At 64.5% G+C, this 20,247-nt stretch carries 21 protein-coding genes and 3 tRNA genes; 19 read left to right on the top strand and 5 right to left on the bottom strand.

Going from position 1 to position 20,247, the window contains the following annotated elements; genetic code table 11:
* The first annotated feature begins 1 nt into the window (after position 1).
* The 13 genes from BM252_RS05235 to BM252_RS05295 all read left to right on the top strand — a co-directional run bounded on the left by BM252_RS05235 (position 2) and on the right by BM252_RS05295 (position 14,043).
* Complete coding sequence (locus BM252_RS05235) at positions 2-1,540, top strand: SpoVR family protein (RefSeq protein ID WP_425442260.1); 1,539 nt, start codon at positions 2-4, stop codon at positions 1,538-1,540.
* Between the two features lie 520 nt (positions 1,541-2,060).
* Entirely contained in the window at positions 2,061-2,720 is a 660-nt protein-coding gene (locus tag BM252_RS05240; RefSeq protein WP_093385152.1) for an energy transducer TonB, read from the top strand.
* Between the two features lie 81 nt (positions 2,721-2,801).
* Positions 2,802-3,704 (top strand): MotA/TolQ/ExbB proton channel family protein, encoded by a 903-nt coding sequence (locus BM252_RS05245; RefSeq protein ID WP_245774098.1) that lies wholly within the window; start codon positions 2,802-2,804, stop codon positions 3,702-3,704.
* 5 nt (positions 3,705-3,709) lie between these two features.
* Positions 3,710-4,138 carry an ExbD/TolR family protein gene (locus BM252_RS05250; protein WP_093384623.1) on the top strand — a complete coding sequence of 143 codons (429 nt, stop codon included), beginning with the start codon at positions 3,710-3,712 and terminating at the stop codon, positions 4,136-4,138.
* Between the two features lie 69 nt (positions 4,139-4,207).
* Positions 4,208-4,636 (top strand): ExbD/TolR family protein, encoded by a 429-nt coding sequence (locus tag BM252_RS05255; RefSeq protein ID WP_174900425.1) that lies wholly within the window; start codon positions 4,208-4,210, stop codon positions 4,634-4,636.
* An 81-nt stretch (positions 4,637-4,717) separates the two neighbouring features.
* Complete coding sequence (locus tag BM252_RS05260; RefSeq protein WP_245774099.1) at positions 4,718-5,935, top strand: tetratricopeptide repeat protein; 1,218 nt, start codon at positions 4,718-4,720, stop codon at positions 5,933-5,935.
* Positions 5,936-6,138: 203 nt separating this feature from the next.
* Positions 6,139-7,110, top strand: a complete 972-nt coding sequence (locus BM252_RS05265) for a bifunctional riboflavin kinase/FAD synthetase (protein WP_093384631.1) — start codon at positions 6,139-6,141, stop codon at positions 7,108-7,110.
* 82 nt (positions 7,111-7,192) lie between these two features.
* Positions 7,193-10,087, top strand: coding sequence for an isoleucine--tRNA ligase (ileS, locus tag BM252_RS05270; protein ID WP_093384633.1), 2,895 nt, complete (start codon positions 7,193-7,195; stop codon positions 10,085-10,087).
* A 69-nt stretch (positions 10,088-10,156) separates the two neighbouring features.
* On the top strand, positions 10,157-10,660 hold the full coding sequence (gene lspA / locus BM252_RS05275; RefSeq protein WP_093384636.1) for a signal peptidase II: 504 nt from the start codon (positions 10,157-10,159) through the stop codon (positions 10,658-10,660).
* Positions 10,661-10,710: 50 nt separating this feature from the next.
* Positions 10,711-11,931, top strand: a complete 1,221-nt coding sequence (gene coaBC / locus BM252_RS05280; protein ID WP_093384638.1) for a bifunctional phosphopantothenoylcysteine decarboxylase/phosphopantothenate--cysteine ligase CoaBC — start codon at positions 10,711-10,713, stop codon at positions 11,929-11,931.
* 72 nt (positions 11,932-12,003) lie between these two features.
* Entirely contained in the window at positions 12,004-12,453 is a 450-nt protein-coding gene (gene dut, locus BM252_RS05285) for a dUTP diphosphatase (RefSeq protein WP_093384641.1), read from the top strand.
* An 8-nt stretch (positions 12,454-12,461) separates the two neighbouring features.
* Entirely contained in the window at positions 12,462-13,601 is a 1,140-nt protein-coding gene (locus BM252_RS05290; protein ID WP_245774100.1) for a M48 family metallopeptidase, read from the top strand.
* Positions 13,602-13,641: 40 nt separating this feature from the next.
* Positions 13,642-14,043 carry a surface-adhesin E family protein gene (locus BM252_RS05295; protein ID WP_093384646.1) on the top strand — a complete coding sequence of 134 codons (402 nt, stop codon included), beginning with the start codon at positions 13,642-13,644 and terminating at the stop codon, positions 14,041-14,043.
* Positions 14,044-14,064: 21 nt separating this feature from the next.
* On the opposite strand, the gene BM252_RS30865 is transcribed toward BM252_RS05295, so the two are convergent.
* On the bottom strand, positions 14,065-14,208 hold the full coding sequence (locus BM252_RS30865) for a hypothetical protein (protein ID WP_174900426.1): 144 nt from the start codon (positions 14,206-14,208) through the stop codon (positions 14,065-14,067).
* A gap of 75 nt (positions 14,209-14,283) precedes the next feature.
* Between BM252_RS30865 and BM252_RS05300 the strand changes: the two genes are divergently transcribed.
* The 4 genes from BM252_RS05300 (at position 14,284) to BM252_RS05315 (ending at position 18,344) form a co-directional block, all read left to right on the top strand.
* Entirely contained in the window at positions 14,284-15,300 is a 1,017-nt protein-coding gene (locus BM252_RS05300) for an XdhC family protein (RefSeq protein ID WP_093384649.1), read from the top strand.
* Between the two features lie 109 nt (positions 15,301-15,409).
* A complete protein-coding gene (locus tag BM252_RS05305; RefSeq protein WP_093384651.1) occupies positions 15,410-16,315 on the top strand; it encodes a DMT family transporter in 906 nt (301 codons plus the stop codon).
* Positions 16,312-17,232 carry a DNA-3-methyladenine glycosylase 2 gene (locus BM252_RS05310; RefSeq protein ID WP_093384654.1) on the top strand — a complete coding sequence of 307 codons (921 nt, stop codon included), beginning with the start codon at positions 16,312-16,314 and terminating at the stop codon, positions 17,230-17,232. The genes BM252_RS05305 and BM252_RS05310 overlap by 4 nt, the downstream gene beginning before the upstream one ends.
* Before the next feature lie 80 nt (positions 17,233-17,312).
* Entirely contained in the window at positions 17,313-18,344 is a 1,032-nt protein-coding gene (locus BM252_RS05315) for a MerR family transcriptional regulator (protein ID WP_093384656.1), read from the top strand.
* 74 nt (positions 18,345-18,418) lie between these two features.
* Here BM252_RS05315 and BM252_RS05320 read toward each other — a convergent pair whose 3' ends face one another.
* Positions 18,419-18,724, bottom strand: coding sequence for an NIPSNAP family protein (locus BM252_RS05320; protein WP_093384659.1), 306 nt, complete (start codon positions 18,722-18,724; stop codon positions 18,419-18,421).
* A gap of 177 nt (positions 18,725-18,901) precedes the next feature.
* Here BM252_RS05320 and BM252_RS05325 point away from each other — a divergent pair, with 177 nt between their 5' ends.
* Together BM252_RS05325 and BM252_RS05330 are read left to right on the top strand one after the other, a co-directional pair.
* Positions 18,902-19,330, top strand: coding sequence for a hypothetical protein (locus BM252_RS05325; RefSeq protein ID WP_093384662.1), 429 nt, complete (start codon positions 18,902-18,904; stop codon positions 19,328-19,330).
* Positions 19,327-19,536: a hypothetical protein gene (locus BM252_RS05330; RefSeq protein ID WP_093384664.1), complete on the top strand. Its 210-nt coding sequence runs from the start codon at positions 19,327-19,329 to the stop codon at positions 19,534-19,536. The genes BM252_RS05325 and BM252_RS05330 overlap by 4 nt, the downstream gene beginning before the upstream one ends.
* 107 nt (positions 19,537-19,643) lie before the next feature.
* Here the strand turns inward: BM252_RS05330 and BM252_RS05335 are convergent.
* The 3 genes from BM252_RS05335 to BM252_RS05345 all read right to left on the bottom strand — a co-directional run bounded on the left by BM252_RS05335 (position 19,644) and on the right by BM252_RS05345 (position 20,116).
* Positions 19,644-19,720, bottom strand: a tRNA-Met gene (locus BM252_RS05335).
* A gap of 121 nt (positions 19,721-19,841) precedes the next feature.
* A tRNA-Met gene (locus BM252_RS05340) sits at positions 19,842-19,918 on the bottom strand.
* A gap of 121 nt (positions 19,919-20,039) precedes the next feature.
* Positions 20,040-20,116 (bottom strand) — tRNA-Met (locus BM252_RS05345).
* Positions 20,117-20,247 lie beyond the last annotated feature (131 nt).

The raw sequence follows: 20,247 nt of genomic DNA on the forward strand, positions 1-20,247 counted from the left end.
CATGAACCAGATGCTCAAAAAGCCGCGCCACCCGCGCGCCCTGCCGGAACAGTCCGAGTGGACCTTCGAACTGATCGAGCAGGCCCACGAGGAGATCCGCCGCGTCGCCGAGGCCTTCGGCCTGGACACCTACCCCAACCAGCTCGAGATCATCACCGCCGAGCAGATGATGGACGCCTACACCTCGGTCGGCATGCCGGTGTCCTACAACCACTGGTCGTTCGGCAAGCACTTCCTGTCCACCGAGAAGGGCTACAAGCGCGGCCAGATGGGCCTGGCCTACGAGATCGTCATCAACTCCAACCCCTGCATCGCCTACCTGATGGAGGAGAACAGCCTGACCATGCAGGCGCTGGTGATCGCCCACGCCGCCTACGGCCACAACTCCTTCTTCAAGGGCAACTACCTGTTCCGCACCTGGACCGACGCCGAGGCCATCGTCGACTACATGGTGTTCGCCAAGAACTACATCAGCGAATGCGAGCAGCGCCACGGCATCGACGCCGTCGAGCTGCTGCTCGACTCCTGCCACGCCATCCAGAACTACGGCGTCGACCGCTACAAGCGGCCGGCCAAGCTGTCGCTGGCGCAGGAGAACGCGCGGCAGAAGGAGCGCGAGGCCTACATGCAGTCGCAGATCAACGAGCTGTGGCGCACCCTGCCGCGCCGCGAGGAGGAGGAGGTCAACCGCCTGCAACCGCGCTTTCCGCCCGAGCCGGAGGAGAACCTGCTGTACTTCATCGAGAAGTACGCGCCCCTGCTCGAGCCCTGGCAGCGCGAGATGGTGCGCATCGTGCGCAAGATCAGCCAGTACTTCTACCCGCAGCGCCAGACCCAGGTGATGAACGAGGGCTGGGCCACCTTCTGGCACTACACCATATTGAACCAGCTGTACGACGAGGGCGTGGTGGGCGACGGCTTCATGATGGAGTTCCTCAAGAGCCACACCAACGTGGTCTACCAGCCGCCCGTCAACAGCCCCCACTACAGCGGCATCAACCCCTACGCGCTGGGCTTCGCCATGATGACGGACATCCGCCGCATCTGCGAGCACCCCACCGACGAGGACCGCGAATGGTTCCCCGCCATCGCCGGCAGCGACTGGCGCAAGGCGCTCGACTTCGCCATGCGCAACTTCAAGGACGAGAGCTTCATCGCCCAGTACCTGTCGCCCAAGCTGATCCGCGAGTTCCACCTGTTCGCCGTGCTCGACGACGACAACAACGAGAAGCTGACCATCTCGGCCATCCACGACGAGCTCGGTTATCGTTACGTGCGCCAGCAACTGGCCGAGCAGTATAACCTTGGCAATCGCGAGCCCAACATCCAGGTCTGGTCGGTCAACACCCGCGACGACCGCGCGCTGACGCTGCGCCACACGCAGTTCCAGCGCCGGCCCTTGAACCAGCAGGCCAACGAGGTGCTCAAGCACGTCGCCCGGCTGTGGGGCTTCGACGTCCACCTCGACACGGTGGCGCCGGACGGCGAGGTGCTCAGCACCATCGAATGCAAGCGCGAAAAGCGCAACCGCAACGGCTGATCCGGCCCCGCCACCGGCGCCGCCGCGCGGCGGCGCCCCCTCGTTTACATCCTATATATATGCAAGTCGGCGCCGCGGCGCCGCTTGGCGTCGCGCTGGTATGCATGCTCGGCCCGCCGCGTCAACTTTTTTCGGCTCCGGAGGCCGCAGTATGTTCGGTAGAAATTTCGCCAATGCAACACTTTGCACCAAATTTTCCATTGCGTTTTGCAAAATGACATTGACATAATTCCGCGTTTTGCGATATCGGAAAACTAAGCGTCACTCTCGTCGAGGCCGCCCCAAAAACGTGCCGATTAGTCTTGCTTTTTGTTCTAGAACGGTGCAGATGGCCCGCAGAATAATTGGTCTTACACGGGCTAAACGCATGAAATTTAACCGGTTTTAGGGATTAAAATTCTATGTAAAATCAAGAATTCGTATGTATAATTCGCCGACGTCCCGGATGCGGCTGTTGTTTTGCGTCGCCATTTTGGGGTTTAGTAGCAACAAAAAAGAGTTGGTATTGGAGAAAGCAGGCATGAATTTCACGCACAACGAGAAAAGCACCGGGAAGAACTTTACAGGCATTACCATTGTCGTTTTGTTGCACCTCCTGGTCGCTTATGGGATCGTGACAGGCTTGGGCAAACGCTTGGTCAGCAAGATGATCGAACCGGTTGAGACCAAGATCATCGAGGAGGTGAAACCACCTCCACCGAAGGAGTTGCCGCCGCCACCGCCACCGCCAGAGATGAAGGCACCTCCGCCGCCGTTCATCCCGCCAGTTGAGGTGAATGTGCAGCAGCCGCCGCCGCCACAAAACACGATCGCCAACGCGACCAACGTGAAACCGGCGTCGAACGAACTGCAGAAAACGCCACCAGCTCAGCCGGCAGCCCCTCCAGGCCCGGCCAAATCGGTGCACGTTCCGGCGGTGTACGATTTCAACGCCTGCGCGAAACCAGAATGGCCTAAGTCATCGCTGCGCAACGAAGAAACCGGTACGGTAACCCTGCAATTCGTGGTCGGCGTCGACGGCCACGTGCTCGAATCCAAAGTACTGAAGTCGAGTGGCTTCCGCGACCTGGACAAGGCGGCAGCGGCAGGGATTAGCAAATGCAAATTCAAGCCGGGCATGACCGACGGCAAGGCAGAACAGTCGGTTACGCAAGTGCAATACGTTTGGACGCTGGAATAAACCGAGGCACACCCCGTCTCACCTAAGTTCGTTGTCAACCTACATTCAGCGATCTGATTATTTTATTAATTTGGAGGAAGCATGTTTAAGAATACCCGTTTGTCCGCTGTACTGGCCGCTGTGCTGTTTTCGGTGACCGCAGCCACCGCCCTGGTAAGCGCCCCAGCCTTCGCTGACGCGCCAGCCGCGGCAGCCGCTTCGGCCCCAGCAGCCGCTCCGGCAGCGGATGCGGCAGCAGCAGCACCGGAAGCGTCGGCGCCAGCCGCCCACACGGAAAAAGAAGAAGTGGAAAACCCGTTCGGCTTCGAAGCGGTGTGGAACGGTGGTTTCGTCTCGCGCGGCACGCTGATCATCCTGTCGCTGATGTCGATGGGTTCGTGGTACATCATCGTCACCAAGCTGATCGACCAGATGAAGATCTTCAAACAGTCGAAAGAAACCTCGGCCAAGTTCTGGAAAGCCCCGTCGATCGCCGCCGGTTCGGCAGCCCTGAAAGAAGGCTCGCCTTTCCGCTTCATCGCTGAAAGCGGCACCAAGGCCACCGTGCACCACGACGGCGCCCTGCTGGAACAAATCGACCTGTCGACCTGGGTCACCATGTCGATCCAGCGCGCCGTGGACAAAGTCCAGTCGCGTCTGCAAGACGGCCTGTCCTTCCTGGCCACCGTCGGTTCGACCGCACCGTTCATCGGTCTGTTCGGTACCGTTTGGGGTATCTACAACGCGCTGATCAACATCGGCATGACCGGTAACGCCTCGATCGACAAGGTCGCCGGCCCGGTCGGCGAAGCGCTGATCATGACCGCCTTCGGCCTGTTCGTCGCCGTTCCTGCCGTGCTGGGTTACAACTGGCTGGTGCGTCGCAACAAATCGGCGATGGAAGATGTTCGCTCCTTCAGCGCCGACGTCCACTCGGTCCTGATCTCCGGCGCCATGTCGACCAGCGAAGCTGGCCGTGCAGCCGGCGCTAAAAAGATCGGATAATTGCCATGTCGATGTCCGTAGGCTCCGATAGCGGAGACGAAGATCAAGTCATGTCGGAAATCAACACGACGCCGCTCGTCGACATCATGTTGGTTCTGCTGATTATCTTCCTGATCACGAGCCCGGTCGTTCTCAAACTGCAGAAAATCAAGCTGCCGGAAGAGACCAACCAGGTGATTCAGACCAAACCGGAAGATGTCAACATCGTTGTAAACAAGGATGGCGACATCTACTGGAATCAGAAGAAAATGAAGGACACCAATGAGTTGTTCGATTTTCTGAAGGTGGAAGCAGTCAAGTTGCCTCAGCCGGAAGTGCACGTACGTGGCGACCAGGAAACACGCTACGAGTCCATCGGCAAGGTCATTTACACTACCCAGCGCGCTGGCATCCAGAAGGTCGGCTTCATCACCGAACCGCCTGACCGGGGTTGATCCCCGTGCGTCCCCGGCCAAGCCATCGGCCCGGGGGCGCAGCCAGCCCCCTTCTTAAAAGGAAACACCATGAGTATGAATGTCGGTTCTCCCGCCGCAGGCGGCGATCCGGAACCAATGATGGAAATGAATATGACGCCCCTCATCGACGTGATGCTGGTGCTGATTATCATGTTGATCATTACGATTCCTAAGGCCAACCATTCGGTGAACTTGAACATGCCGGTCGGCACCCCGCCGCCACCGACCAAGGATCCGGTCGTGGTGACCATCGACGTGGACTTCGACGGTACGATTCTGTGGGACAACGCGGTGATTCCTAGCCGTGCCGCCCTGGAAGCCAAACTGGTCGACGTCGCCGCGCAAGCGGACCAGCCGGAGGTGCATCTGCGTCCGAACAAGCTGGTGTCGTACAAGGTCGTCGCGGGCGTCATGGCTTCGGCCCAGCGCCTGGGTGTGACCAAGATTGGCCTGGTCGGCAACGAACAGTTCCAATAAGACCGCAGCTGCGTCCCTTTATTTGAACGATAGGCAGGATAGTCCTGCCTATTTCGCATTTTGATGAAAGAAAACTTCCCCATGTCCAAGTTTCGTCTCGCTCATCTCGGCCTGGTAATGGCCGCCATTGGTTTCACCGCCGCCGCCCCGCTGGTCGGCCTGGGTTCGCTCGCCCACGCCGCCGACGCGGTGCGCGCCGAAGTAGGCAAGCCACTGCAGGAAGCACAGAAACTGGCACAGGCAGGCAAGAACAAGGAAGCGCTGGCCAAGCTGAAGGAAGCGGACGCCGTCGGCGGCAAGTCGCCCAACGAGGTCTACCTGATCGAGCGCACCCGCGCCTCGGCCGCCGCCGCGGCCGGCGACAACGACGCCGCCGCCCACGCCTTCGAAGCGGTGATCAACTCCGGCAAGCTGTCCGCCGCCGAGGCACCGAAGTTCACCCAGGCCCTGGCCGGCATCTACTACCGCGCCAAGGACTATCCGAAGGCCATCACCTGGATCCAGCGCTCGCTGAAGGACGGCGAGAACCCGCAAATGCGCGAACTGCTGATCCAGACCTACTACATCAGCGGCAAGTACGCCGAGGCCGCCAAGGAACTGCAGGGCAAGGGCAACAGCGAGGCCCAGCTGCAAATGCTGGCCAACATCCAGCTGAAACAGAACGACAAGGCCGGCTACGTGCAGACCCTGGAAAAACTGGCCGGCTCCTATCCGAAGACCAGCTACTGGGCCGACCTGCTCAACCGCGTCACCGGCAAACCGGGCTTCTCCGGCACCCTGTCGCTCGACGTGCTGCGCCTGAAACTGGCCAACGGCCTGCTCAGCAAGCCGGGCGAGTACATGGAGATGAGCCAGCTGTCGCTGCAGTCCGGCAACGGCGCCGAGGCGCTGAAGATCATCGACCAGGGCTACAAAAAAGGCGTCCTGGGCGTCGGCTCGGACGCCGCGCGCCACCAGCGCCTGAAGGACCTGGCCGTGAAGACCGCCGCCGAGGGCGAGGCCCACGCCGCCAAGCTGGAAGCCGAACTGTTGAAAAACAAGGACGCCGACGGCCTGAGCAACCTGGGCTTCGCCCTGGCCAGCGCCGGCAAGACCGACAAGGGCCTGGAGCTGATGACCCAGGCGACCAAGATGGACGGCGCCAAGCATCCGGACGATTTGAAGCTGCACCTGGGCATCGCCCAGGCGCAGGCCGGCAAGAAACCGGCCGCCCTGGCGACGCTGAAGAGCGTCAAGGGCAGCGACGGCGCGGCCGACCTGGCGCGCTACTGGACGCTGCAAATCAACCACCCGATGTAAGCGTCCGCCCGCCCCCGCTCCGGCCCGCCGGCACGGGGACGTCGCACCGCCGAAGCGCGGTCTGCCTAGCGCAGACCGCGCTTTTTCAGCTTTTCGGGCCGCAAATGGGGCCCGAAACGCCGCGCCGGCCCCTTTGCGGGTGTGCTCCGGCCGAACAGACCGTATAATCCACCATTTAGCGACAGTTTCCCCCCAAGATTCCCATGAAGGTATTCCGCGGTCTCCCCAATGCAGCGGCGCGCGCGCCCTGCGCGCTCACCATCGGCAACTTCGACGGTGTCCATCTCGGCCACCAGGCGCTGCTCGGCCGCGTCCGTGGCGCCGCCGACGCGCTCGGCCTGGAGGCCGCCGTGATGACCTTCGAGCCGCACCCGCGCGAATTCTTCGCCCAGCGCGCCGGCGACCTGTCGAAGGCGCCGCCGCGCATCGCCAACCTGCGCGACAAGCTGCAGTCGCTGGCCGACAACGGCATCGACCGCGTCATCGTCGAGCACTTCTCGGCCCACTTCGCCGCGCTGACGCCGCAGCAGTTCACCGAGCAGGTGCTGGTCGAGGGCCTGCACGTCAAATGGCTGATGGTCGGCGACGACTTCTGCTACGGCGCCCGGCGCGCCGGCAACGTCGCCATGCTGCAGGAGGCCGGCCGCCACTACGGCTTCCACGTCGAGACGCTGCCCACCGTGATGAACGGCGGCGACCGCGTCTCCTCGTCGGCCGTGCGCGCCGCGTTGGCGGCCGGCGACTTCGGCCACGCCGAGCAGCTGCTGGGCCACCCCTACGCCATCTCCGGCCATGTGATCCACGGCCAGAAACTGGGCCGCACGCTGGGCTTCCCGACCCTCAACCTGCGCGTGCCGCACCGCCCCGCCCTGGCCGGCATCTTCATCGTCCAGGTGCACGGCCTGGCCGCCGCGCCGCTGGCGGCCGTCGCCAGCCTGGGCGTGCGCCCCACCGTCGACGACAGCGGCCGCGTGCTGCTCGAGGTGCACCTGTTCGACTTCAACGCCAACTGCTACGGCAAGCAGGTGCGCGTCGAATTCCTGCACAAGCTGCGCGACGAGGAGAAGTACCACGACCTGGCGACGCTGACCGCCGCCATCGAACGCGACTCGAACATGGCGCGCGAGTACTTCGAACAGCGCGCCGGCGCCGTCACCGCGACCGACCGAATTTGACCGCGCAGCAGCCACGCGCGCCGGCCATTTTCGACCACCCCGAACACACGATCCAAACAGCATATCCACCTTAAAGATAAACATGTCCGATACCAGCAAACCAGCAGCGCCGAAAGAAGCCAAGCAGGGCAAGAAGCCCGAGAGCAAATACCCGGTCAACATGACCGAAACCCCGTTCCCGATGCGCGGCGACATGGCCAAGCGCGAGCCGCAATGGGTCAAGGACTGGCAAGAGAAGAAGATCTACCAGCGCATCCGCAAGGCCGCCGCCGGCCGGCCGAAATTCATCCTGCACGACGGCCCGCCCTACGCCAACGGCGACATCCACCTCGGCCACGCCGTCAACAAGATCCTCAAGGACATGGTGGTCAAGTCGCGCACCCTGGCCGGCTTCGACGCGCCCTACGTGCCGGGCTGGGACTGCCACGGCATGCCGATCGAGATCCAGATCGAAAAACAATACGGCAAGAACCTGCCGACCGCCGAGGTGCTGACCAAGGCGCGCGCCTACGCGCTCGAGCAGGTCGACCGCCAGCGCAAGGACTTCATCCGCCTGGGCGTGCTGGGCGAGTGGGAAAACCCCTACTTGACCATGAACTACTCGAACGAGGCCGACGAGCTGCGCGCCCTCGGCCAGCTGCTGGAAAAGGGCTATGTGTATCGCGGCCTGAAGCCGGTCAACTGGTGCTTCGACTGCGGTTCCGCCCTGGCCGAGGCCGAAGTGGAATACCAGGACAAGCGCGACCCGGCGATCGACGTCGGCTTCAAGTTCGCCGAGCACGCCAAGCTGGCGGCCGCCTTCGGCCTGCCGTCGCTGCCGACGGAGAACGGCTTCATCGTCATCTGGACCACCACGCCGTGGACCATCCCGTCCAACCAGGCGCTCAACGTCCACCCGGAGATCAAGTACGCGCTGGTGCAGACCGAGCGCGACGGCGCCCCGCTGCTGCTGATCCTGGCGCAGGATTTGGCCGAATCCTGCCTGGCCCGCTACAAGCTCGAAGGCAGCACCATCGCCACCTGCGACGGCGCCGCCCTGGCCGGCATCGGCTTCCGCCACCCGCTGCACGCCAGCGACGCCTTCTACGACCGCCTGTCGCCGATGTACCAGGCCGACTACGTCACCACCGAGAGCGGCACCGGCGTGGTCCACTCGGCACCCGCCTACGGCCAGGACGACTTCATCTCCTGCAAGGCGCACGGCATGCAGGACGACGCCATCCTGACCCCGGTGATGGGCGACGGTAAGTTCGTCTCGACCCTGCCGCTGTTCGGCGGCATGACCATCTGGGAGGCCTCCAAGCCGATCTGCAGCGCGCTGACCGAGGCCGGCGCCCTGTTCGAGGTGAAGATGTTCGCCCACAGCTATATGCACTGCTGGCGCCACAAGACGCCGATCATCTACCGCGCCACCTCGCAGTGGTTCGCCGGCATGGACGTGACGCCGAAGGACGGCGGCCCGACCCTGCGCCAGAGCGCCCTGCAAGGCATCGCCGACACCAAGTTCTACCCGGACTGGGGCCAGGCCCGCCTGCACGGCATGATCGCCAACCGTCCCGACTGGACCTTGTCGCGTCAACGCCAATGGGGCGTGCCGATGGCCTTCATCGTCCACAAGGAAACCGGCGAGCTGCATCCGCGCACGCCCGAGCTGCTGGAACAAGTCGCCCAGCTGATCGAGAAGAGCGGCATCGACGCCTGGCTGGCGCTGGACCTGCAGGACCTGCTCGGCGACGAGGCGGCCATGTACCTCAAGAACAAGGACACGCTGGATGTCTGGTTCGACTCCGGCACCACCCACCAGACCGTGCTGCGCGGTTCGCACAAGGAGCAGTCCGCCTTCCCGGCCGACCTGTACCTGGAGGGTTCCGACCAACACCGCGGCTGGTTCCACTCGTCCCTGTTGACCTCCTCGATGCTCAACGGCCGGCCGCCCTACAAGGCGCTGCTGACGCACGGCTTCACCGTCGACGGCGAGGGCAAGAAGATGTCCAAATCGCTGGGCAACACGCTGGCGCCGCAGAAGATCTCCGACACCCTGGGCGCCGACATCCTGCGCCTGTGGATCGCCTCGACCGACTACACCGGCGAGCTGTCGATCTCCGACGAGATCCTCAAGCGCGTCACCGAGGCCTACCGCCGCATCCGCAACACGCTGCGCTTCCTGCTGGCCAACATCTCCGACTTCGACCACGCCAGCCAGGCCGTGCCGGTGGACCAGCTGTTCGAGATCGACCGCTACGCGCTGGCCAACATGGCCGCGCTGCAGGCCGACATGGTGGCCCACTACGACCAGTACGAGTTCCAGCCGGTGGTGTCGAAGCTGCAGAACTTCTGCTCCGAGGACCTGGGCGGCTTCTACCTGGACATCCTCAAGGACCGCCTGTACACCAGCGCCATCGGTTCGCCGGCGCGCCGCTCGGCGCAGACCGCGCTGTGGCACATCACGCAAAGCCTGCTGCGCCTGATGGCGCCGGCGCTGTCGTTCACCGCCGAGGAGGCCTGGGCCATCTTCGCCGGCGCCGAGGCGTATAAGGCCAGCGACGAGACCATCTTCACGCAAACCTGGTGGCAGCTGCCGCAGCCGGCCGACAGCGCCGCGCTGATGGAGAAGTACGGCGCCCTGCGCGCCGTGCGCACCGGCGTCACCAAGCAGCTGGAAGACCTGCGCACCTCGGGCGCCATCGGCTCCTCGCTGCAGGCCGAACTGACCATCAAGGCGGCCGGCGACAAGTACCGCCTGCTGGCCAGCCTGGACGAGGACCTGAAGTTCGTCTTCATCACCTCGCAGGCGCAGGCCGTCGAAGTCGAAACGGAAGCCGACGAGGCCGTCGAAGTGGCCGCCTCGGCCGCCGCCAAGTGCGAGCGCTGCTGGCACTACCGCGCCGACGTCGGCAGCCACGCCGACCATCCGACCCTGTGCGGCCGCTGCCACAGCAATCTGTTCGGCGCCGGCGAAAAGCGCAAGTTCGCCTGATACGCATAGGTACACGATCCGCCGCCGCGCCCCGGCGCGGCGGCGTCCACCCACCCCTTTCGACACTCCATGGCCACTAAGAACCGCTTCTCGACGCAACCCCGCTCCAACCTGATGCCATGGCTGGGCATTGCCGCCATCGTCATCCTGTTCGACCAACTGTCCAAGATCACCATCACCAAGCTGTTCCACCTGGGCGAGGAAAAGGTCGTCACCTCCTTCTTCAACCTGGTGCTGGCCTACAACAAGGGCGCCGCCTTCAGCTTCCTGTCGAACGAGAGCGGCTGGCAGCGCTACTTCCTCAGCGCCCTCGCCATCGGCGTCGCGCTGTACATCGTCCTGCTGCTCAAAAAGCACGGCGGCCAGCGCATGTTCTGCTGGGCCCTGGCGCTGATCCTCGGCGGCGCCCTCGGCAACGTCATCGACCGCATGGCCTACGGCCACGTCATCGACTTCCTCGATTTCCACATCAAGGCCTTCGGCCATTTCCCGGCCTTCAACATCGCCGACTCCGCCATCTGCATCGGCGCCGGCCTGTTCATCATCGACGAACTGCGCCGCGTCAACCGCTGAGCGCCATTCGCTGATTTGCCGACCAACTTGCCGCACGCTGGAGTATCAACATGGATCTGACCGGTAAAAAAATCGTCCTCGGCCTGACCGGCGGCGTGGCCTGCTACAAGGCGGCCGAACTGTGCCGCGCCCTGAGCAAGGCCGGCGCCTCGGTGCAGGTGGTGATGACCGACGCCGCCAGCCACTTCATCACCGCCGTCACCATGCAGGCGCTGTCCGGCCAGCCGGTGTTCAGCAGCCAGTGGGACCCGCGCGTCGACAACAACATGGCGCACATCGACATCACCCGCCAGGCCGACGCGATTCTCATCGCGCCCTGCTCGGCCGACTTCCTGCGCAAGCTGGCGCACGGCGCCTGCGACGACCTGCTGTCGACCCTGTGCCTGGCCAAGCCGCGCATGCTGCCGCTGTTGGTGGCGCCGGCGATGAACGTGGAGATGTGGCAGAACCCGGCCACCCAGCGCAACGTCGCCCAGCTGCGCGAGGACGGCGTGGTGTTCTTCGGCCCGGCCGCCGGCGCGCAGGCCTGCGGCGAGGTCGGCCTGGGCCGCATGCTCGAAGCGCAGCAGCTGCTCGAGGAGCTGATCGCCGCCTTCCAGCCGAAGGTCTTGGCCGGCAAGCGCATTTTGATCACCGCCGGCCCCACCTTCGAGGCGATCGACCCGGTGCGCGGCATCACCAACCTCTCCTCGGGCAAGATGGGCTACGCCGTCGCGCGCGCCGCCCGCGAGGCCGGCGCCGAGGTGCTGCTGATCTCCGGCCCGACCGCGCTGGCCGCGCCGCACGGCGTGCAGCGCATCAACGTGCAAAGCGCCCAGCAGATGCACGACGCCGTCATGGCGGCCGTCGACGGCCAGCACGTCTTCATCGCCGTGGCGGCGGTGGCCGACTGGCGCGTCGCCAACGCCAGCGAGCAGAAGATGAAAAAGAAGGACGACGGCTCGGTGCCCGACCTGAAGTTCGAACAAAACCCGGACATCCTCGCCACCGTGGCGGCGCGCACCAGCCTGGCCGGCTATCCCTACTGCGTCGGCTTCGCCGCCGAGTCGGAGAACCTGCTGGCCTTCGGCGCCGCCAAGCGCGAGAAGAAGGGCATCCCCCTGTTGGTCGGCAACATCGGCCACCACACCTTCGGCCAGGACGACAACACCATCATCCTGTTCGACGAAAACGGCCACACCATCCTGCCGCGCGCCGACAAATTGAGCCTGGCGCGCCAGCTGGTGTGCGAAATCTCCAAGCGGCTCGACAAGTACTCGCTGTTCCAGTGAGCGCCTCCCTCCGCATTACCACCAGTAAGTCCAATATCGAATAAGCGCCTTACGCAACACAGAAACGACGCAATGAAAACTATCGACATCAAGATCCTCGACCCGCGCATGAAGGAACAACTGCCGGCCTACGCCACGCCGGGCAGCGCCGGCCTCGACCTGCGCGCCTGCATCGATGCGCCCATCGTCATCGAAGCCGGCCAGACCGTGCTGATTCCGACCGGCCTGGCGATCCACCTGGCCGATCCCGGCTACGCCGCGATGATCCTGCCGCGCAGCGGCATGGGCCACAAGAACGGCATCGTGCTGGGTAATCTGGTAGGCTTGATCGACTCCGACTACCAGGGCCAGTTGATGGTCTCGACCTGGAACCGTGGCCACGCCGCCTTCACGCTCAACCCGATGGAGCGCCTGGCGCAGCTGATCATCGTTCCGGTGCTGCAGGTCGGTTTTAACGTGGTCGAGGAATTCGACAGCAGCGAACGCGGTGCCGGCGGTTTCGGCAGCACCGGCAAACAATAAGGAAGGCTATGCCAGCAATCGTCATGCAGTGCGCCCGCAAGGCCAAGGCCAAGGCCGTGGCCCTGGCCAAAGTCAAGACCATCGTCGCCGCGACGGCGCTGCTGGCCCTGGCCGCCTGTTCCACCTTCAGCCCGGCGCCCAGCGCGCCGGCGCCGGCGCCCGCCCGTGGCGCGCCAATTGACGAGACCCCGGTGGTGACGGCGAAAATGATCGCCGCCCAGGAGGCGCTGGGCCAGATGGTGACACTGCAGGACCGCCTGTACCGCGTTGCCGCGCCACTGCTGATCAACAACGCCGACCTGTGCCGCACGCAGGCGCGCAACCTGCTCGGCTTCACCGCCAAGAACAAATACTCCTACCCCGGCGAATTCGTCGACGCGGCCCAGGCCGTGCTGGGCTACGGCGACCGCCTGCAGGTCTCCGGCGTGCTGGCCGGCAGCGGCGCGGCGCGCGCCGGCCTGCGCCGGGGCGACACGCTGATGGCCATCGAAGGCAAGAACCTGCCCGTCGGGCAGAACGCCGAGACGCTGGCGGCCGCCATGTTCGGCCCGTTGGTGGGCAGCCGCGCCACGCTCAACCTGACGGTCTGGCGCGGCGGCGCCAACCAGGTGCTCAACATACCGGTGACGCGCGCCTGCGCCTTCAAGGTCGACCTGGGCAACGCCGACAACATCAATTCCTACGCCGACGGCCAGCGCGTGCTGATCACCCGTGGCATGATCAACTTCGCCCAGAGCGACGAGGCGATCGCCTTCGTGCTGGCCAAGGACATCGCCCACAACGTGCTGGGGCACGCCGGCACGCTGCGCTCCTCGGCCACCATCGGCGGCATCATCGACAACCTGGTCGGCGTGCGGCCCGACCTGTCGATGCTGATCGGCAGCGCGGGCGTCAAGCCGGTGCCGCAGGAGCTCGACGCGGCGGCCGACCGGCTGGCGCTGTACCTGCTGGCGCGCGCCAACTACAACATCGAGCACGTCCACGCCTTTTGGCAGCGGCTGGCCACGCAGTATCCCGCCACCGTGCTAAACGGCTACAATGCGACACACCCGGCCCTCGCCTACCGTCTGGCCGCGATCGACCGCACCGTGGTCGAAATCAAGGCCCGCCAGGCGGCCAACAAGCCGCTGGTGCCACAACTGCCGTAATTGTCGCCAGCCGCCAGCCGTCTGGCAAAAAGGAAGCGTCATGAAACCGTTTCGATTTTGCCTGCTGCTGGCCCTGGCGACCCTGCCCGCGCTGGGCCAGGCGGCGCAATGGGCCCGCCTCAGCGGCGGCGCCGGCAAGACCTTCTACATCGACAAGAGCAGCGTCACCAAGGTCGACACCCTGCGCAAGGTGTGGACCATGCAGTCCTTCGGCAAGGAGCAGAGCACGCCGGACGGCAAGGCCTACCGCTCGCTCAAGGAGCTGCACCTGTACTCCTGCGACGACCGCACCACCACCCTGCTGTCGCAGGTCTACTACCCGGACGCGATGGGCAAGGGCGAGCCGGTCGGCAACTTCAAGTACGAGCGCTTCGCCCCCGAGGACATCGTGCCCGACAGCGCCTACGACAGCGCGCTGACGGTGGTGTGCAAACGGCCCTAGCGGCTCACCGAGCGCGGCGGCCTAGCCTATGCTGGGGAAGTTGGGGAACCAGGTTCCCATCACCCAGGTCAGGGCGACACACACCAGCACGGCGGCGAACAACACGATCAACAGGCGGCCGAACTTCGGATTGCCGTCGTCTTCGTTCTTGGATGGGTCGGTCATGTGGGGTCGTCCTGCAAACTTTGGGAACGCGTAGTATATTCTATCGCTTCCCCCTCACGCCGCAGCCTGGAATCCATGGACAGCATCGACCTCGAAGTACTCAAGACCAGCGCCGGCTGGATCGCCGCCGGCCACCGCTGCGAACTGGTCACCGTCATCAAGACCTGGGGCTCCAGCCCGCGCCCGATCGGCGCCACGCTGGCCATCTGCGACGACGGCCGGGTGGTCGGCTCGGTCTCCGGCGGCTGCATCGAGGACGACCTGATCGAGCGCGTGCGCGTCCACGGCATCGTGCGCAGCGCGCCCGAGATCGTCAGCTACGGCATCAGCGCCGACGAGGCGCACCGCTTCGGCCTGCCCTGCGGCGGCACCATCGAACTGGCCATCGAGCCGCTGGGCGCGCACAGCCGCATCGCCGAGCTGCTGCAGCGGCTGGAACAGCACGAACTGGTCGAGCGCCGCCTCGACCTGCGCAGCGGCGCCGTCACGCTGGCCAAGGCGCCGGCCGGCGCCGTGCTCAGCGTGGGCGAGCACAGCATGACCACGCTGCACGGCCCGCGCTGGCGCCTGCTGATCATCGGCGCCGGCCAGCTGTCGCGCTTCCTGGCGCAGATCGCCATCGCCATGGACTACCACGTCGTCGTCTGCGACCCGCGCGAGGAATACCGCGCCGGCTGGCAGGTCGACGGCGTCGAGCTGGTGCACGCCATGCCGGACGACCTGGTGTTGGAGCTCAAGCTGGACCACCGCAGCGCCGTCGTCGCGCTGACCCACGACCCCAAGCTGGACGACCTGGCGCTGATGGAGGCGCTCAAATCGGAGGCCTTCTACGTCGGCGCCATCGGCTCGCGGCTCAACAACAGCAAGCGGCGCGAGCGCCTGCTGCAGTTCGACGTCAGCGCGGCGCAACTGGCCCGGCTGCACGGCCCGATCGGCCTGTACATCGGCAGCAAAACGCCGGCCGAAATCGCCATCTCCATCCTGGCCGAAATGACCGCCGTGAAGAACGGCGTGCCGGCCGAGCTGCAGATCCAGCACGCCGCCGCGCTGACGCCGCCGGGCGGCAACGCCTGCCTGGTCGAGCTGTCGTGAACGCAGGCGCGGCGCGGTCGGCTTCCAGCACAACCATTCAAGCGCAAGAAACGGCTGGCGCGGCATACACCGCCGTGGCAGCATACAGGCCCGCAAACAGGAACACCGCATGAGCACCGCCAACCTACTCCGACTTTTCCTGCTGGCCGCCATCTGGGGCGGCTCCTTCATGTTCATGCGCATCGCCGCGCCGGTGCTGGGGCCGGCCGTGCTGATCCAGTACCGCGTGCTGTTCGCCGCCCTGTTCCTCGGCGCCATCGCCCTGCTGCTGAAAAAGCCGCTGCACTGGCGCGCCCACTGGAAGCACTACCTGATACTCGGCCTGTTCAACTCCGCCCTGCCCTTCCTGCTGTTCGCCTTCGCCGCGCGCACCTTGTCGGCCTCGGTGCTGGCCGTGCTCAACGCCACCACGCCGATCTGGGGCGCGCTGATCGGCGCCGTCTGGAGCCGCCACATGGTGTCGGCCCGCGTCGTCGTCGGCCTGCTGCTGGGCGTCTCCGGCGTGGCGCTGCTGGTCGGCTTCGACCACGTCAGCGCGCGGCCCGGCGCCGGCCTGGCCATCGCCGCCGTGCTCAGCGCCTCCTTCTGCTACGGCATCGCCAGCACCTACACCCGCACGGCCGTCCCGGTCGAACCCTTCGCCAACGCCCACGGCAGCATGTGGGCCTCGACCCTGCTGGTGATTCCGGCGCTGGCCTTCTTCCCCGCGCCCGGCCAGGCCACGGCCGGCATCATGGCCGCCGCGCTGGCGCTCGGCGTGGTCTGCAGCGGCATCGCCTACCTGCTGTACTTCCGCCTGATCCAGGACGTCGGCGCCACCTCGGCGCTAACGGTGACCTTCATCAGTCCCCTGTTCGGCATCCTCTGGGGCACCTTGTTCCTCCAGGAGATCGTCGGCTGGTACACCTTCGCCGGTGCCGCCATCGTCATCCTCGGCACCGCGCTGGTGACCGGCTTCAAGCCCGATATCGGCTGGTTGAAGCGGCTGGCGCGCGGCGGCGCCGGCACGGCATGAGTCCGCGCCTGACGCTAGCGCTGCCGGACGACTACCGGCTGCAGGACGTGCTGGCCTTCCACCGGCGCGACACGGAAAGCGTCGCCGAGCAGGTCGACGAGGCGCGCCTGCGCAAGGGTATCTTGATCGACGGCGTTCCGGTGCTGCTCGACGTCGACCTGGCCCGTGCGCGCCGCCAAGCGCCCGGCACCGCCCGCGCCGACTGCGCCGTGCTGGCCGACGCCGCGCTGACGGCGCCGCAGCGCCAGCGCGCGCACGAGGCGCTGCTCAACATCCTCGGCCTGCGCATCGACCCGCAGCCCTTCATCGACTTCGCCCGCGACGACGCCCTGCTCGGCGCGCTGGTGCGCGCCCAACCGGGCCTGCGCGTGGTGCAGTCGGCCTCGGTGTTCGAGGCGCTGACCTGGGCCGTCATCGGCCAGCAGATCAACCTGTCGTTCGCCATCGCGCTGCGCCGCACCTTCATCCAGCAGGCCGGCCGCCAGCATAGCAGCGGCCTGTGGTGCTACCCCGAGGCGGCCGACGTGGCGGCGTTGAACGCGGAACAACTGACCAGCCGCAAATTCTCCCGCGCCAAGGCGGAGACCCTGCTGTTGCTGGCGCGCCGGGTGGCCGAAGGCGCGCTGCAGCTGGAGCTGTCGGCCGGCCAAGACATCGAACAGGTGTCGGCCGCGCTGCTGGCGCTCAAGGGTATCGGCCCGTGGACAGTCAACTACGGCCTGCTGCGCGGCTACGGCTACGCCGACTGCTCGCTGCACGGCGACGTCGCCGTCCGCGCCGCGCTGCAGCCGCTGCTCGGCGAGGACAGCAAGCCGGACATGGCGCGCACCGAGCAGATCCTGGCGCGCTACGCGCCGCACCGCACGATGGCGGCGGCGCATTTGTGGGCCAGCCTGCATCCGCGCGCCGACGACTAAACAACTCCCCAAAGTGCTTGACCCTAACGTGGCGTGAGGCCGCAATCTGGTCGCACGTTCGAACAAAGGAGCAAACCGATATGTTGAAAGTGGGAGAACTGGCCAAGCGTTCCGGCCTGACCGTGCGCACCTTGCACCACTACGACAGCATCGGCCTGCTCTCGCCTTCGGCGCGTTCCGACAGCGGTTACCGGCTCTACCAACGCGACGACATCGCCCGCCTGCAGCAGATCCAGGCCTTGCGTCGCTTTGGCATGTCGTTGACCGAGATCGGCACCTTCCTGGCCAAGCCGGACACCCCGTTCTCGTCCATCGTGGCCCAGCAGATAGCGGCGCTGGGCCGCCAGATCGAGCAGGCCGGCCAACTGCGCGCGCAGCTGGCCACCCTGCACCATCAACTGGCGAACGGCGAGGAGCCCGGCTTGGCCGATTGGCTAACCACTTTGGAGTTGATGACCATGTACGATAAAATCTTCACGCAAGAAGAACTGAACCGCCTGCCCTTCTACAGCAACGGCGCCAAGAGCCAGGCCGAATGGGCCGCGCTGGTGGCGCAGGTGCGCGCGCTGATCGACGGCGGCTTCGCCGCCGACCACGCCGACGCGCAAAAGCTGGCCGAGCACTGGATGATCATGCTCGAGCGCGACACCGCCGCCAACCCCGACTTCGTCCGCCGCATCGACGCGCTGCTAACGCAGGACGCGGCGGCGCAGCAGCAGACCGGCATCACGCCCGAGTTGCGCCAGTACGTGATGCGCGCCTTCTCGGCGCGCCGGCAAGGCGTCTACGCCAAGTATCTGGACGAGGACGAGATGCGCCACATGCGCGAGAACAGCGGCAAGCGCGCCGCCGAGTGGCCGCCGCTGATCGCCGCCGTGCAGCAGCAAATGGAGGCCGGCGCCGCGCCCGACGCACCGGCCGTGCAGGCCTTGACGCGCCAATGGTTCGAACTGTTCCGCGACTTCGCCGGCGACAATCCCGCCACCATGCTGAAGATCCGCAACGCCACCGAGCAGGAGCCCATCCTGCGCACGGGTACTTGGATGAGCGACGAGATGCTTGCCTTCATTCGCCAGTCGGCCGCCACGCTGCGGGCGCCTGGCCAGGCATAGTCACCAGCGCGCTCCCGCCGGCGGCGGACGGCACGCCGTGGCGGGCGCCGCCGGCACTTTGTTGATGCTGTGGTCTACTCGAACACCGGCCGAAAGAAACTGCGCTCGTAGCTGACGATGCAGCGCGTCTGCTCGGCGTAGAGGAACGCCGCCTGGCATTCGGCGTCCTCGACGCTGGCGGCGCGGTAGCGCTCGTACTCGGCCAGGCTGGCAAAGCTGAACAGCGCCAGCGCGATGTTGCTGGCGCCCTCGGACGGCATGAAGTAGCCGTGGTGCTGGCCGCCGAAGCGCTCGACCAGCGGTATCCACAGTTTTCCGTAATGCTCGAACTCGGCCAGCTTGTACGGATCGATCATATAGCGCAGGTAAATCGTTACCATCGTTTCTCCTCTTTTCCATCGTGGCCATAGGCGACCAGCAAGTGTATCTCACTGGCATCCGCGTGATGTACCACAAGGCGAACTGCGCTCTAGTCCCCCAACATCACAATGGATCAAGAAATCTACGTTTGTCTGCGGAACGCCATTTCGTCGTGTAAAGCATGAGGCCGCCACCAAATGGCTCAGGAATCCCTTCTTCGACTTCCGCTTTACCTTCTCGCGTTCATCCTTTGCGGGATAGAGTACTTGCTGCGAAATATTGTGGGGCAAAAAGATCCGTTCAATTTCCTGCCCATTGCCATCGTTTCGGCCAGCCTTGGCTTCCTTGTGGCGATCATTGTCAATGACCTGCCAACAAGAATTTTGATGACATTGACTCTCGTACAACAAAAAGCGCTGCGACTGGTTTCTACGTTTGCTTTGCTGTTCTTCTTCCTTGGACTGCTGCTGTGGCTCACATTGACCGCATTGGCCATGAAACCGGACATCCAATCTAGTATTCCAAACATCGGGATACAGGGATTCCCGTCGAGCTTGACATGGGCCTGCGGATTGTATGTAATTGGAATAGCACTTACGGAAATGAAAGCGAGGATTCTGCGATGATGACGACATTGATCGTACTTGCCCTCCTTCCGCTCGTGGGCGTGCTACTGGCAAAGCTTGCGGTTGGCTGGCTGCTTCGCGCTCCCGAGAGCCAACGCTTCGGCGCCGACACCGATGTCTTGAAGCAGATTGACAAGTTTCGAAACAGAACCACGGCCGAGCGAGTGAAATTGTTGAACCAAATCAAAGAACACCTACTCCTGTAACCGCGTTCTTGACGTCCGCAAGGGCCAGCCGGCCCGCGCCGCCAGAACGGCGGCCGGAAAAAGCGAAAGCCGCTGATTCTCTTGCGAAAATCAGCGGCTTGCTATTCTGGTTGCGGGGACAGGATTTGAACCTGTGACCTTCGGGTTATGAGCCCGACGAGCTGCCAGACTGCTCCACCCCGCAGACGAATTATATCCCATGGCTGCTGCGTCGCACAATGCCTAATTTCACAATCCGGTAAAACAATGCCGCCGGAAACGAAAAAGCCGCTGATTCCTTTTCAGGAAATCAACGGCCTTGAAATTGGTTGCGGGGACAGGATTTGAACCTGTGACCTTCGGGTTATGAGCCCGACGAGCTGCCAGACTGCTCCACCCCGCAGCCGAATTATATCCCATGGCTGCTGCGTCGCACAATGCCTAATTTCACAATCCGATAAAACAATGCAAACGAAAACAAAAAAGCCGCCGACTCTCTTTCAAGAAATCAACGGCTTAAAATCTGGTTGCGGGGACAGGATTTGAACCTGTGACCTTCGGGTTATGAGCCCGACGAGCTGCCAGACTGCTCCACCCCGCGTCTGTGCCAATATTATAGGGTGGATCGGCAATTTAGGCAAACTTAATCCCCACTTGCCGTGTGATAGCATTCATGCATGCGCCACGCCGCTCTATAGCCAGCGCAAACTCCCCGCGCCGGTACGCCGCAAG

This window comes from Rugamonas rubra, assembly GCF_900114705.1.
GTDB lineage: Bacteria > Pseudomonadota > Gammaproteobacteria > Burkholderiales > Burkholderiaceae_D > Rugamonas > Rugamonas rubra.